This window comes from Aggregatibacter sp. HK296, from assembly GCF_980469475.1.
On the sequence record NZ_OZ413142.1, the window covers coordinates 296,179 to 310,691 of the forward strand.

Genomic DNA, 14,513 nt, shown 5'->3' on the forward strand with positions numbered 1-14,513 from the left:
AAAGTGCGGTTAAAAATGACCGCACTTTTTTCATGAAACAGATTAAAAATGAAATTATCCGTTAATCCATACTACCGATGCCATTCTTCCTGTGACATTCTCTCGGCGATAAGAAAAGAATTTGTCTGCTTCAAGATAAGTACAGTATTCGCCACCGCTAATTTGGGTAATGCCGAGGGCATTGAGACGTTGCGTAGCGATTTGGTAAAGGTTGCCGAGGAATTTGTCTTTCGCTTTCGGATCTGCGATAAAGGCGGATGTGGCTTTGGGATCTTGGGCAACAAATTGATCGATAACCTCTTGTCCCACTTGGAATGCCGTTGGACCAATGGCTGGTCCGAACCAAGCCAAGATATCTTCATTTTTGCACTGAAATTTAGCGACAGTTTGCTCTAACACGCCATCGCATAATCCACGCCAACCGGCATGCGCTGCGGCCACTTCAGAGCCCTGTTTATTGGTAAATAATACGGGCAAACAATCGGCAGTCATCACTAAACACACTTGATTCGGCTGGCTGGTATAAACCGCATCGGCATTAAAATCTTCCCCGTCATAAGGCAGGGTTAATACGCGCGTGCTATGAGTTTGGTTTAAGAACAACGGCATTTGTGGTAAATGGAATTTTTCCACCAATAAAGTGCGGTTGATTTTCACAGCGTTTTTATCGTCCCCTACATGATCGCCCAAATTAAAACTGTCATAAGGCTCAAGGCTCACACCGCCATGGCGAAGCGTGGTGAATGCCCTCACGTTTTGAGGGGCTTTCCAGTTCGGTTTAATGGATTGCATATTAATAATCCAATTCGTCTTTGTGGAGGACATAATCTGTTTTTAAAGCCGTAACCAATTCCACAAAATCCTCGGGTAATGGTGCATACCACTCCATCATTTCGCCATTAATTGGGTGTTGTAAACGTAACATCACAGCATGTAGTGCCTGACGCTTAAAATTGCGTAGTACCGCCATGAGTTCTTCACTGGCATTTTTTGGGGGACGTGGACGACCACCATAGGTTTGATCGCCTAATAACGGGTGAGCGATATGTGCCATGTGGACACGGATTTGGTGGGTTCGGCCGGTTTCTAAACGCAAACGTAGGCGGGTGTAATCGCGGAAACGTTCCATAATACGATAGTGAGTGACTGCAGGTTTACCCATCGGATGCACGGCCATGTGGGTGCGTTTGGTTGGGTGGCGTGCCATCGGCTCATCCACTGTGCCGCCTTTGGTCATGATGCCACAAGCAACTGCTTCATATTCACGGGTAATCTTGCGTTTTTGTAAATTACGTACTAACTGAGTCTGTGCAGGTATGGTTTTGGCAATCACCATCAAACCCGTGGTGTCTTTATCTAAACGGTGCACGATACCTGCGCGTGGTACTTCAGCGATTTGTGGATAATGATAGAGTAACGCATTGAGAACGGTGCCTTTAGGATTGCCTGCGCCAGGGTGAACGACAAGATCTTTCGGTTTGTTGATAACGAGAATATCATCGTCTTCATAAACAATATTTAACGGAATGTTTTCCGGCTCGAAACGGGTTTCATCTTCAATTTCTACGATAATCTCAATCTGTTCGTCACCGTAAACCTTGGTGCGTGGTACATTTTGCACAGCGCCATTGACCAACACCAAATCCTCCTCAATCCATGTTTTTAAACGGGAGCGGGAATAGTCGGGGAACAATTCCGCCAGGGTTTGGTCTAAGCGCTGTCCCATTTGTTGCGGTTGCACGGTTGCCGAGAGAGTAATTTGTGCCATAAATAAAAAATCCGTTAATCAAGTTTGCTTATTTAGCAATGTTCTATACAATATCGGGCAATTGTAACTCATTTCTCATTTTTCGTAAAAATAAGGATTCTATTCAATGCGTAAACTTAAATCCTTTGCATTGCTTACCGCTATGGCGTTGGCGGTGACCGCATGTTCAAGTTCTAAACAAGATGTAGAACAAGCACCGGAACAAACCTTATACAGCACAGGGCAAACCTATTTACAGGACGGTGATTATTCTCAGGCAATCCGTTATTTAAATGCTGTGAGTAGTCGTTTCCCGGGGAGTTCTTATAGCGAACAAGTACAATTAAACTTGATTTATGCCTACTATAAAACGCAGGACTACTCCGAAACCTTAGTCACCATTGATCGTTTTATTCAACGTTTCCCAAACAGTAGTCACTTAGACTATGCCCTTTATATGGCGGGTTTAACTAATTCTGCATTGGGTGATAATTTCTTCCAAGATTTCTTTGGTGTGGATCGCGCAACCCGTGAAAATACATCCATTAAAACGGCCTTTGCTAACTTCCAAAATTTAGTGCAACATTTCCCTAATAGTCCTTATACGCCGGATGCCTTGGCGCGTATGACTTACATTAAAGCGAGTCTTGCTCGTCATGAGTTAGCGATTGCGAAGTTCTATTTCAAACGGGATGCTTATGTGGCAACGGCAAATCGCGTGGTTTCTATGTTGAAACTGTATCCGGATACGCAAGCGACTTTGGATGCGTTACCGTTGATGAAAGCATCTTATGAAAAGATGAACTTGACTCATTTAGCAGAGCAAACCGCAAAAATTATTGCGGCCAACGAAGGCAAGAAATTTGATGAACCGGAAAAACCAAAAGAACCGGAATTAAAAGCGCCACAATAATCCATAAAAAAACCTCCGAATTTTCGGAGGTTTTTTTATCCCGCTAAAATGTGTTCTAAGGGAATATCCCAGCTTTCGATTGGGAGTGCTTCTACTTGTTGGCATTGATGTGCTAAACCTACTGTGATGAAACGGCGTTGTGAGTTTTGTAACGTACGATCGTAAAATCCTCCCCCCATGCCTAGACGGTTTCCCTGCTTATCAAAGGCGACCAATGGCGTGAAGATAACATCTAATTGCTCAAGTGGAATTACATTTTGTACATTTAAGTGCGGTTCAAAAATGCCGAATTTATTGGCTTTCATCGGTGTATCGGGTAAATAGCGTAAAAATAATAAATGACCACGAACAAAAGGATGCAGCACCGGCAAATAAACATTTTTATCTTGTTGCCATAATTGCTCAATAAGTGGTTTTGTTGAAATTTCTCCGTCAAAGGCAAGATAGAGCGCAATGTTTTTCGCCTGTTGTTGTTCGATAAGTTTTAGCGCCTGCTCAGTAATATGTTGTGCAGCTTGTTGCTGTTGAAGTGTGGTCAGTTTTTGCCGAGTTTCTCGCATTTGCTGACGAAGTTGTTGACGAATAGAGGCTGTTGAGGGAAATGGGCACATAGTTATTGTTTGAGAGGACCCGAGGTGCCGTTGTGGATGGTCGGTCCTTGAACCCGACGGTTCAAGGGAATTAGTTGAAATCATTTTTAGGCTTCTTAGCGGAGCTAAGCCTGCACACCAATGACAGGAAACCAATTCATAAGATTAAAAGTATCGGCTCAGGGACATAACCCACTGGCGAACACCTCAGGAATTTCTTTTATTCAATACTACTCGAAATTAGGTTTAATGACTAGCATTAATTCTTTTTCTCAGATGACATTTAGTTATCTGAAATTATCAGGAATTGAGCTTTTGTGCCCCGATATTTTCAAGAGAATGATCGAGCGGACGCAAAATTCTGTTTTTTAGCACATCCTCAATGAGATGCGTTTTTTGTTGCTCTTGCATGAGTTCAAAACTTAAATTTAAGGCGACAATGGAAAGGACCTTTTCAACTTGTAACATGCCGGTACGCTCTTTCATTTCCAAGACGCGTTGATCTAATTCGCGGGCAGCGTTGCGTAAAGCTTCATGTTGTTCTTCCGGACAATTTAAACGTAATACCTGCCCCAAGACGGAAATTTCAATACTTTTTGATGACATTTTAGCCTCAAATTCCTTAATCAAAACTGCCTGTATTATGCCACAGGCGAAAAAACTTGCCAATTTCTAAACTGGTTGCCTGCGGTGTAGAATGATAAACTAAGCGCAATTTCAACAAGGATAATTTCAATGACAACAATTTCTTATCAACACCTGAATCAACAACTTCAACAAGCCTCTATTCCACTTTCTGCTGCTGAATTACACGGTTTTTTAAGCGGCTTAATTTGCGGAGGGATTCAAGATCAAAGTTGGCAGCCATTGCTCTATCAATTTACCAATGATAATCATGCCTATCCTACCGCACTTTTAACGCAAGTTAGCAACATTTATCAACAAGTTCATCGCCAATTGGCGGACAATGAAGCGTTTGATTTTGAGCTTTGTTTGCCTGATACGGAAAATGTCTTTGAACAGGCGGATGGCTTAGCGGAATGGTCGAATCACTTTTTGCTCGGTTTAGGCTTGGCTCAACCGCATTTGGATAAAGAAAAAGGCGACATCGGCGAAGCGGTGGACGATTTACATGATATTTGCCAGTTAGGTTACGAAGAAGACGATGATCCCGAGGAACTGGCACAAGCGGTGGAAGAGATCGTGGAATATGTGCGCACCATCGCCACCTTGTTTTTTACCCATTTCACCAAACAAGAAGACAAACAGCCAACGTTACACTAAGGATAAATGATGGATCTCGCATACATAGCAGCGTTACCGATAGAAGAATTTGCCCAACGCCGTGCCAAGGTTTTTGAACAAATGCAGGAAGATTCCTTATTTTTGGTATTTTCCGACATTGAACGTCGTCGCAATGACGGCTGTGATTATCCTTTCCGTCAGGACAGCTATTTCTGGTATTTGACCGGTTTTAATGAGCCGAATTCGGCATTGTTATTGCGTAAACAGCAAGGTGAACTGCAGGCGATCATTTTTGTACGTCCGTCCGATAAATTACTGGAAATTTGGAATGGCCGCCGTCTTGGCGTGGACAATGCACCGCAAACCTTGTTGGTGGATACCGCTTATGCCATCGACGAGTTTGTACCGCAGTTTAACAATTTAGCGCAAAAACAGACCGCACTTTATTATGCACCGAAGCAACAGCCTTGGGGCGATGCCTTGCTGGAACAAAGTGCGGTGGAATTTTTGAGTGTTTTTAATTGGAAGCCGATACTCGGTGAGATGCGCCTGTTCAAATCGGAAAATGAAATTGCGCTCATGCAACAAGCGGGGCAAATCAGCGCGCTTGCACACATTAAAGCCATGCAACAAACCCGCCCGAACCGTTTGGAATATGAGGTGGAAAGCGATATTTTGCATGAATTTAATCGCTTTGGTGCGCGTTATCCTTCCTATAACAGCATTATTGCCAGTGGTGAAAATGCCTGCATTTTGCATTATTCGGAAAATGATATGCCGTTGCGCGACGGCGATTTGGTGCTTATTGATGCGGGCTGTGAATTTGCCATGTATGCAGGTGATATTACCCGCACATTTCCAGTGAATGGTCAATTTACTGAAGCGCAAAAAGCGATCTATGAAATTGTCCTACAAGCACAAAAACGCGCCATTGAATTGCTGGTACCGGGCGGCTCCATTGCGAAAGCAAACGAAGAAGTTATTCGTATTAAAACCGAAGGTTTAGTGCGTTTAGGTATTCTGAAAGGCGACGTAAATCAATTAATCGAACAAAAAGCCTATCGTGAGTTTTATATGCACGGGTTAGGACATTGGCTCGGGTTGGATGTGCATGATGTGGGCGAATATGGTGAAAATCGCGACCGCACTTTGGAACCCGGCATGGTACTCACCGTAGAGCCTGGGTTATATTTATCTAAAGACGCGGATATTCCGGAGCAATACAAAGGCATTGGCATTCGGATTGAAGACAATTTGTTGATTACCGATTACGGCAATAAAAATCTGACGTCTGCTGCACCGAAAGAAATTGCCGATATTGAGAAATTAATGGCAGATGCGCAATCTTTTGAAGGGTAAAAGAGATCTTAAAAACGTTCTGAAAAACGACCGCACTTTATCTTGAATTTATCTGAGAAATTCCCGTTTTAACAAAGCCCAAACATGGATTTTAACTTGCTTTTTATGCGAAAAAGAGTACAATCCACGGGCTTTTTGTCTATATATACAGAGAAAAAAGTAAGTTTAACTCTCATTTAACTTTCGATATTTGAGGGTTTTCTTTTTGTAATCAAATAATTAGAGGAAGGTTATGGTAACCATTCGTTTATCTCGTGGCGGAGCTAAAAAACGCCCATTTTACCAAATCGTAGTTGCTGACAGCCGTTCACCACGTGACGGTCGTTTTATTGAGCGTGTTGGTTTCTTCAATCCAATCGCACAAGGCAATGCAGAACGTGTTCGTATCAATTTAGACCGTGTTAACCACTGGGTTAGCCAAGGTGCTTCATTGTCTGATCGCGTTGCGACTTTAGTAAAAGAAGCGCAAAAAGCTGCGTAATTTTACTTTTTTGAGGTGATGAATATGCAACAACAAAGAATCGAAACTGTCGGCAAATTAGGTTCGACTTATGGTATTCGCGGTTGGTTACGTATTTACTCATCCACAGAACAAGCTAAAAGTATCTTTGATTATCAACCTTGGTTTTTGAAAATCAAAGGGCAGTGGCAGCCAACCGAACTGGAAAACTGGCGTCATCATAATCACGAACTGATCGTTAAATTAAAAGGCGTAGATGATCGTGAAGCGGCGCAAATCCTTGCCAATGTGGAAATCGGTGTCGATTTATCGGTATTTCCAACCTTGGAAGAAGGGGATTACTACTGGCACGATTTAATTGGTTGTGCGGTGGTGAATCTGGAAGGTTATGCCATGGGAACCGTGACTGAAATGATGGAAACCGGTTCTAATGATGTATTGGTAGTAAAAGCCAATGTAAAAGATGCTTTCGGGAAACAAGAGCGGTTAATTCCGTTTTTGTATGAACAAGTAGTTAAAAGAGTCGATCCCGCCACTAAGACGATTACAGTGGATTGGGACGCTGGTTTCTAATCTCAGGTATGCCGTAGCGCTTTGCGGTAACATTAACATAAGGCTCAAAAGTTAAGGCTAAATTATGTGGATTGGGGTAATAAGTCTGTTCCCTGAAATGTTTAAAGCAATTACGGAATATGGGGTAACCGGCAGGGCTGTTAAGCAAAACCTGTTACAAGTGCGGTGCTGGAATCCAAGGGATTTTACGCACGATAAGCATAAAACCGTAGATGACCGTCCTTATGGCGGAGGTCCGGGAATGCTGATGATGGTGCAACCATTAAAGGATGCTATCGATTCAGCAAAAGAAGTAGCAGGCGAAGGCGCAAAAGTGATTTATCTCTCACCGCAAGGTCGTAAACTCGATCAACAAGGCGTAGAGGAATTAGCGCAGAATCACAAATTGATTTTGTTATGCGGCCGATATGAAGGCATTGACGAACGTTTGATTGAAACGGTCGTTGATGAAGAATGGTCCGTAGGTGATTATGTCCTCACCGGCGGTGAATTGCCGGCAATGACGTTAATTGACGCAGTTGCCCGTTTTATCCCCGGTGTGCTTGGTAAACAAGCTTCCGCAGAGGAAGATTCGTTTGCTGACGGATTACTGGATTGTCCGCATTATACGCGTCCTGAAGTGCTTGATGGATTAACCGTGCCACCCGTGCTGATGTCGGGACACCATGAGGAAATTCGCAAATGGCGGTTAAAACAATCGTTATTGAGAACATGGTTACGACGCCCTGAGCTACTGGAAGGCCTAGCTCTGACTGACGAACAACGTAAGCTGTTAAAACAGGCGAAAGCCGAATATGACAGTAAACTCAGTTAAATCTAGGATCAAAAAGGATCAAAAATGTCTAACATCATTAAACAACTTGAACAAGAACAATTAAAACAAAACGTACCTAGCTTCCGTCCGGGTGATACCTTAGAAGTTAAAGTATGGGTTGTTGAAGGTAGCAAACGTCGTTTGCAAGCATTCGAAGGCGTGGTTATTGCAATTCGTAACCGTGGCTTGCATTCTGCATTTACTGTACGCAAAATCTCCAACGGTGTTGGCGTTGAGCGTGTATTCCAAACTCACTCTCCGGCAGTTGATAGCATCGTAGTGAAACGTAAAGGTGCGGTACGTAAAGCGAAACTTTACTACTTACGTGCACTTTCCGGTAAAGCGGCTCGTATCAAAGAGCGTTTGGGCGAATAATTTCGCAAACCAGAAAAAAGAAAAGGCTTGGATTTCCAAGCCTTTTTTATTTGTGTTAATAAGCAATTAAATTTGCTTAATCCACATATTTGATTCGTACATTATTTGTGTTTTTTTAAAAACTCTACACCCGTATCCGGGAAGTCGGTAAAGACACCCGTTGCGCCTGATTTGTTTAACAAGGCATCATACATTTGGTTTACGTCAGTAAAGAATTCCGGTAAAGCATCTTTACGTACCGTGTATGGATGCAACTCAATGTTATATTGCGCGAGTTCTTTTACTAGAGGTGTATATTCAATTTTACCCGGTTTGGATTTTTCTTTATCGACTAACATATACCAGCCTGGACCAACACCATCAGCATATTTGACGACTTCTGCCATGGCTCCTGGTTTGAACATCCAATCATAGTCATAATTTACCCATTTGCCTTTGGCATTTTTTTCTTCCGTTTCATGCCAATCGGTATATGCCACTAACTGGACAAGTTTTAAATCCATGTCCATTTTCGGTAGTAATTCCGTTTTAATACGTTTTAACTCATTGAAATCGAAAGTTTGCAAATAAATTAGATCACTTTTCTTGTCATAGCCGTATTTTTTCAACACTTTGAGGGTTTCTACAGCAATATCTTTGCCATTTTGGTGGTGGAACCAAGGCGCTTTTATTTCAGGGTAGATACCCACTTTTTTACCGGTAGATTTTTCTAACCCTTGGATAAATTCGATTTCATCTTCAAAGGTATGTATTTTGAAATGAGATTGCCACAGAGGGAAACGTCCAGGGTAAACAGCGACCTGTTTTCCTTCCTTCGTTTCAAAGTTTTCTGTCATATTCAAACTTTGAATTTCTTTTAATGTAAAGTCGATAACGTAGTAACGACCGTCTTTACGATGACGATTTGGGAATTTTTTCGCAACATCGGTTAAACCGTCTAAGAAATGATCATGAATGACGACTAAGCGACCGTCTTTTGTCATCGCCAAATCTTGTTCTAAATAATCGGCTTGTTGTGCAAAAGCAAGCGCTTTAGATTCCAATGTATGCTCCGGTAAATAACCGCTTGCACCACGGTGGGCAATAATAATTTTGTCTGATTTCATCTTGTTTATGGAGGGTTGGTGACTACAACCGGCTAATACGCCTGCTGTAATTAATGTGACTGCTAAGGTTTTTAATTTCATCAGCATTTCTCCTTGAAAGTGCGGTTGATTTTTGAGGTGTTTTTAATTTCATCCAAAGACAGAGACAAAAACTTACGTTGGATAAAATCATTTAACTTATAAAATTTGGGTACAAAAAAGGCGCTAAGCTTTCGCTTGCGCCTTTGAATTGTTCAATTATTTGGTGCCGTAGGTGTCACCTAATTTCGCTTTGTGTTTGCCTTCTTCAATCATGACGATAAAGAGCAAGATCACGGCGAGAATACCACCACCGATCATGACGTAGAAACCGCCGTCCCAACCGTAGTGTTGTGCAGCCCAACCAATAACGGCAGACGCTGATACTGTACCACCTAAGTAACCGAATAAACCGGTAAATCCTGCTGCCGTACCTGCCGCTTTTTTCGGTGCAAGTTCAAGCGCATGTAGACCGATAAGCATAACCGGACCGTAGATTAAGAAACCGATTAAGGTCATTAAGATGAAGTCGGTTAATTGATATGGGTTTTCATACCATGCAGCATAATTTGCTAACTCTGCTTCCGGTGTAGCTGGGTTCATCCAGTAAGCAGCAACTGCTGCAGTGGTTAAGATCATGAAGATGAAACCGGTTAAACCACGTTTACCTTTGAATACATGGTCAGAAACCCAACCACATAATAATGTGCCCGGTACTGCGGCCAATTCATAGATCGTGTATGCCCAAGCGGTACCTTTAATGTTGAAGTGTTTCACTTCACTTAAGTAAACCGGTGACCATTTCAATACGCCATAACGGATTAAGTAAACGAATACGTTAGCAATCGCGATGTACCATAACAATTTATTTTTCAAAACATAGGTAACAAAGATTTCTTTTGCCGTTAAGTCGTTTTCATAGGTTTTTTCGTTATAGTCATCCGGATAGTCGTTGCGCCATTTTTCAATAGAAGGCAAACCACAAGATTGTGGTGTGTCACGCATCACAAAATATACCGGAATTGCACAGAGCATTGCCGCAATACCCGGATAGTAAAGGGATTGTTGCCAAATGTCTTTTGCTTGTGCTTCAACACCGTGAGTGCTGAAGAAGATTGCGCTGGCTAATAACACCATGGCGCCCGGCATCATACCACCGATATTGTGAGCGGTGTTCCAGATGGACACGATAGTTCCACGTTCGGATTTAGACCACCAGTGCACCATAGTACGACCACATGGAGGCCAACCCATACCTTGGAACCAACCGTTTAAGAAAATCATGACCCACATAATCGCGATACCGGAAGTTGCCCACGGGAACAAGCCCATTAGGGTCATACAAAGACCAGAAAGCAACAAACCGAATGGTAAGAATACACGTGGGTTAGAACGGTCGGACATCCCAGCCATGACGAATTTGGATAGACCATAAGCCAAACCTGCAGCAGAACCGATAACCCCTAATTCGGCTTTAGAGTATAAGCCGGCTTGAATTAAGCCCGGTTGTGCCAAGTCAAAGTTTGCACGTACGAAATAATAAGCGGCATAACCGAAAAAGATCCCTGCGAATACTTGCCAACGTAGGCGTTTGTAGGTGGAATCGATTTTGTCAGCCGGCAGCTCAGCAATATGTGGAGCTGGTTTAAATGGACCAAACATAAAATTCTCCAAGAGTTAAATAAGTAATATTGTCTTTATATGAAAAGAACGCAGGAATGATAAAGCAAATATAAAAACAGGAAAGCAAAATTATGAGGTTTTGTGAGAAATATCACAAAAATAAGCACTCTTTTGATTGAATGCGAAATATTTATTATTGATAAATGAACATCCACTGTTCATTTTCGCTCATAAATTGTAGGGGTAAATAAAAAATAAGCGCTGTTCTACGCGCTTATTTTTATCTGAATGAGAAAAAGTGCGGTTAAAAATTGCCTCACTTTTCCATGTGGAAACTGATAAATTAACCCAGTCGTTGTCGCACGATTTCAAATAAGCAAACGCCGGTGGCAACGGAGACATTGAGAGAAGAAACCGAACCGGCCATTGGAATGCTGATGAGTTGATCGCAATGTTCGCGGGTTAAGCGGCGCATGCCTTCTCCTTCTGCCCCCATGACCAACGCCAACGCCCCCGTGAGTTTGGTTTGATAGAGGGTTTCGGTGGCTTCACCGGCGGTGCCTACAACCCATACATTGTGTCGCTTTTGTAGATCACGCAGGGTACGGGCAAGGTTAGTCACTCGAATAAGCGGGACATTTTCTGCTGCGCCACAGGCGACCTTTCGTGCAGTAGAATTGAGTTGCGCAGATTTATCTTTCGGCACAATCACCGCACTTACACCCGCTGCATCTGCCGTTCGCAAACAAGCACCAAGGTTATGTGGATCCGTGACGCCATCTAAAACCAATAATAAAGGCGCATTTTGAGTTTCTAATAAGCGATCCAAATCATGCTCATTTAATTCCGGTAATGAGTGCACTCGCGCAATAATGCCTTGATGTACTTCGCCTTCTGCTTTTTTATCCAAGGTTTGACGATTTAAAAATTGAACGGAAATGCCCAACCGTTGAATTTCATTAATTAAGGGTTGTAAACGTTGGTCGTCTCGGCCTTTTAACGCCGACACTTCAATTAAACGTTCCGGGTAATTGGTCACAAACGCTTTTACTGCGTGGATGCCATAAATTGTTTCACTCATGTTTTTTCTTTACCTTTTTCGTTTTGGAGGCGGCGTTGGATTTCATTTTAGAAACGTGACTTTTTTTGACCGCACTTTTGTTTATTTTTGCCTTTTTGTTTGTCGTTGTTTTCTTAGGCGCTTTGACTTCCGATTTTTTCGCCTTGGTTCGCGCTGTTTTACCACTACGTTTCGGCTTGCGTTCACTTGAAATTAAAGAAAAATCAATTTGTTTTTGCTCTAAACTCACCGCTTCTATGCGCACTTTTACCGCATCACCGAGACGGAAAATCATGCCGCTGTTTTCACCGATCAGACGTTGTTTCGGCATATCGAATAAGTAGTAGTCATTCGCCAAACCGGAAATATGCACCAAGCCGTCGATAAACAGATCATTCAAACGGACAAAGAAGCCGAAACCGGTCACGGAAGAAATGACACCGTCAAATTCTTCGCCCACATGATCCTGCATATATTCACATTTCAGCCAATCGGCGACTTCACGGGTGGCATCATCAGCACGACGTTCTGTGGAAGAACAATGCGCGCCAAAGACATCCATTTCCTCAAGTGGATAATGATATCCACCGGTGTCGGTCGTTTTACGTTTAGAGCCCTTTTGTTTCGCCAATAAATATTTGATGCCACGATGTAACGTCAAATCGGGATAACGGCGAATCGGCGAGGTGAAATGGGCGTATTCTTCTAGCGCCAAACCAAAGTGACCGATGTTGTCGGCGCTGTAAACTGCTTGGCTCATAGAACGTAGCAACATGGTTTGGATCAATTCGTGATCCGGGCGTTGTTTAATCTGTTCAAGTAACTGTGCGTAATCCATCGGTGTCGGTTTATTACCACCGGATAGGCTCAAGCCACATTCAGCCAAGAAACTGCGAAATGCCATGAGTTTTTCTTCACCGGGCACGGCATGAATACGGTACAGCACCGGTTCTTGATGTTTCTCCATGAAGTTGGCAGACGCAATATTTGCCAAAATCATGCATTCTTCAATGATTTTATGGGCATCATTACGCACGACCGGCTCAATCCGCTCAATGCGACCTAAGGCATTGAAAATAAATTTGCTTTCAATGGTTTCAAATTCGATAGCGCCACGTTGTTGGCGAGCTTTTACTAACGCTTGATACATTTCATACAGGTCTTGTAAGTGAGGGACTAAGGATGCATAACGATCACAAAGTGCGGTGTCTTTTTCCAGTATTTTTGCCACTTTGTTATAGGTTAAACGGGCATGGGAATTCATCACTGCTTCGTAAAATTGATAGTCTGTCATTTTGCCTTTGGCAGAGATCGTCATTTCACATACCATACACAGGCGATCCACTTGCGGATTTAACGAACATAAACCATTGGAGAGTTTTTCCGGCAACATTGGCACGACGCGGTTTGGGAAATAGACGGAATTGCCTCGATTATAGGCTTCCGTGTCCAAGGCGCTTTTCGGTCGAACGTAATAGCTCACATCGGCAATCGCCACCCAAAGCTTCCAGCCTTTGCCTTGTTTTTGGCAAAATACCGCATCATCAAAATCGCGTGCATCTTCGCCATCAATGGTCACTAACGGCAAGCCACGTAAATCTACACGGCCACGTTTAGCCTCTTCAGGCACGTCTTCAGCCCATTTTTTAAGTTGTTTTTCCACCGCACTTGGGAAACTGTGGGGAATATCATGCTTACGAATGGCAATTTCCACTTCCATACCTTTCGCCATATTGTCCCCAAGTACCTCGGTGATTTTGCCGATAGGTTGGAAAAATGGCGCTGTGCGCGGATGGAGTTCCACCACGACGACTTGCCCCATGCGGGCACCAAGACGGGCGTTATCAGGAATTAAAATATCGCGTGTAATACGGCTGTCATCCGGCACTACATAACCGATGCCTTGCTCAAGGAAAAAACGACCGACAATTTGTTTTTTGTTCGCTTCCAACACCCGCACAATACGGACTTCTGGACGACCTTTGCGGTCAAAACCGTTTGCTTGTGCCAACACGTAATCGCCATGCATGACTTTCTGCATTTGCACGTTAGGAATGAAAAAATCTTCTTTTTTTCCTTCGACTTGTAAAAAACCGAATCCTTCTCGATGGCCTATCACCATGCCTTTGAGTAAATCGAGTTTTTCCGGTAGGGCATAGCATTTCCGTTTCGTGAACACCAACTGTCCGTCATTTTCCATGGCGCGTAAACGACGGCGCATAGCTTCTTGTTGTTCTTCATTTACGATGGCAAGGGTTTTAAAAATCTCCTCTTTGCTCATAGGAGAATTCTGTTTGCGAATCACTTGCAGAATAAAGTCACGACTCGGAACCGGGTTGTCATATTTTGCCAATTCCTTCGCATAATTCGGATCTTGCAATATCGCTTTGTGTGTTTTTTTCGCCATAATTTTCTTTTCATCAAATAAAGTGCGGTCAGTTTACACGCTGTTTTGCCTAAAGCAAGGGAAATTGAGGCTCAACAGCTTATGGAAAAGCATCAATGGCACCGATAAATTGTAATTTTTTGCGATTGAAACATAAAATTTTCTGTTATAGGCGCGCATTTTTTGGTACATTTAGCGCAATTTTTTAACGCTCGAAAATGAGCTTGTTTTATTCAATTTAGTT

At 42.9% G+C, this 14,513-nt stretch carries 15 protein-coding genes and 1 other RNA gene; 7 read left to right on the forward strand and 9 right to left on the reverse strand.

Annotation, left to right across the window (positions count from 1 at the left end):
• Positions 1-54: 54 nt before the first annotated feature.
• The gene (gene pgeF / locus AC30SH_RS01530; protein ID WP_489582020.1) at positions 55-792 is read right to left on the reverse strand and encodes a peptidoglycan editing factor PgeF; all 738 of its coding nucleotides are present in this window, start codon (positions 790-792) and stop codon (positions 55-57) included.
• Between the two features lies 1 nt (position 793).
• Positions 794-1,768: a 23S rRNA pseudouridine(1911/1915/1917) synthase RluD gene (gene rluD / locus AC30SH_RS01535; RefSeq protein WP_489582021.1), complete on the reverse strand. Its 975-nt coding sequence runs from the start codon at positions 1,766-1,768 to the stop codon at positions 794-796.
• Positions 1,769-1,874: 106 nt separating this feature from the next.
• Between rluD and AC30SH_RS01540 the strand changes: the two genes are divergently transcribed.
• Positions 1,875-2,660: an outer membrane protein assembly factor BamD gene (locus AC30SH_RS01540; RefSeq protein WP_489582022.1), complete on the forward strand. Its 786-nt coding sequence runs from the start codon at positions 1,875-1,877 to the stop codon at positions 2,658-2,660.
• Between the two features lie 35 nt (positions 2,661-2,695).
• Here the strand turns inward: AC30SH_RS01540 and AC30SH_RS01545 are convergent, their stop codons facing one another.
• From AC30SH_RS01545 to AC30SH_RS01555, 3 genes are all read right to left on the reverse strand, one after another.
• A complete protein-coding gene (locus AC30SH_RS01545) occupies positions 2,696-3,271 on the reverse strand; it encodes a 5-formyltetrahydrofolate cyclo-ligase (protein WP_489582023.1) in 576 nt (191 codons plus the stop codon).
• A gap of 12 nt (positions 3,272-3,283) precedes the next feature.
• Positions 3,284-3,467, reverse strand: a non-coding RNA gene (ssrS, locus tag AC30SH_RS01550) — 6S RNA.
• An 83-nt stretch (positions 3,468-3,550) separates the two neighbouring features.
• Positions 3,551-3,856, reverse strand: a complete 306-nt coding sequence (locus AC30SH_RS01555) for a cell division protein ZapA (protein ID WP_032997987.1) — start codon at positions 3,854-3,856, stop codon at positions 3,551-3,553.
• A gap of 129 nt (positions 3,857-3,985) precedes the next feature.
• Between AC30SH_RS01555 and AC30SH_RS01560 the strand changes: the two genes are divergently transcribed.
• The 6 genes from AC30SH_RS01560 to rplS all read left to right on the forward strand — a co-directional run bounded on the left by AC30SH_RS01560 (position 3,986) and on the right by rplS (position 8,076).
• On the forward strand, positions 3,986-4,534 hold the full coding sequence (locus tag AC30SH_RS01560) for a YecA/YgfB family protein (protein ID WP_489582024.1): 549 nt from the start codon (positions 3,986-3,988) through the stop codon (positions 4,532-4,534).
• A 9-nt stretch (positions 4,535-4,543) separates the two neighbouring features.
• Positions 4,544-5,854 (forward strand): Xaa-Pro aminopeptidase, encoded by a 1,311-nt coding sequence (gene pepP, locus AC30SH_RS01565; protein WP_212510761.1) that lies wholly within the window; start codon positions 4,544-4,546, stop codon positions 5,852-5,854.
• A 232-nt stretch (positions 5,855-6,086) separates the two neighbouring features.
• Complete coding sequence (gene rpsP / locus AC30SH_RS01570) at positions 6,087-6,335, forward strand: 30S ribosomal protein S16 (RefSeq protein ID WP_006719370.1); 249 nt, start codon at positions 6,087-6,089, stop codon at positions 6,333-6,335.
• Positions 6,336-6,359: 24 nt separating this feature from the next.
• Positions 6,360-6,887, forward strand: coding sequence for a ribosome maturation factor RimM (gene rimM / locus AC30SH_RS01575; RefSeq protein ID WP_212509971.1), 528 nt, complete (start codon positions 6,360-6,362; stop codon positions 6,885-6,887).
• 64 nt (positions 6,888-6,951) lie between these two features.
• Positions 6,952-7,701: a tRNA (guanosine(37)-N1)-methyltransferase TrmD gene (gene trmD / locus AC30SH_RS01580; RefSeq protein ID WP_048750746.1), complete on the forward strand. Its 750-nt coding sequence runs from the start codon at positions 6,952-6,954 to the stop codon at positions 7,699-7,701.
• Between the two features lie 24 nt (positions 7,702-7,725).
• Positions 7,726-8,076, forward strand: a complete 351-nt coding sequence (gene rplS / locus AC30SH_RS01585) for a 50S ribosomal protein L19 (RefSeq protein ID WP_006719364.1) — start codon at positions 7,726-7,728, stop codon at positions 8,074-8,076.
• A 101-nt stretch (positions 8,077-8,177) separates the two neighbouring features.
• Here the strand turns inward: rplS and glpQ are convergent, their stop codons facing one another.
• From glpQ to rnr, 4 genes are all read right to left on the reverse strand, one after another.
• Positions 8,178-9,263, reverse strand: coding sequence for a glycerophosphodiester phosphodiesterase (gene glpQ, locus AC30SH_RS01590; RefSeq protein ID WP_212509970.1), 1,086 nt, complete (start codon positions 9,261-9,263; stop codon positions 8,178-8,180).
• Positions 9,264-9,419: 156 nt separating this feature from the next.
• Positions 9,420-10,862 (reverse strand): glycerol-3-phosphate transporter, encoded by a 1,443-nt coding sequence (gene glpT / locus AC30SH_RS01595; RefSeq protein WP_315027974.1) that lies wholly within the window; start codon positions 10,860-10,862, stop codon positions 9,420-9,422.
• 304 nt (positions 10,863-11,166) lie between these two features.
• Complete coding sequence (rlmB, locus tag AC30SH_RS01600; protein WP_212509968.1) at positions 11,167-11,904, reverse strand: 23S rRNA (guanosine(2251)-2'-O)-methyltransferase RlmB; 738 nt, start codon at positions 11,902-11,904, stop codon at positions 11,167-11,169.
• Positions 11,897-14,290, reverse strand: coding sequence for a ribonuclease R (gene rnr / locus AC30SH_RS01605; protein WP_489582025.1), 2,394 nt, complete (start codon positions 14,288-14,290; stop codon positions 11,897-11,899). Before rnr ends, rlmB begins: the two co-directional genes overlap by 8 nt.
• Positions 14,291-14,513: the final 223 nt, after the last annotated feature.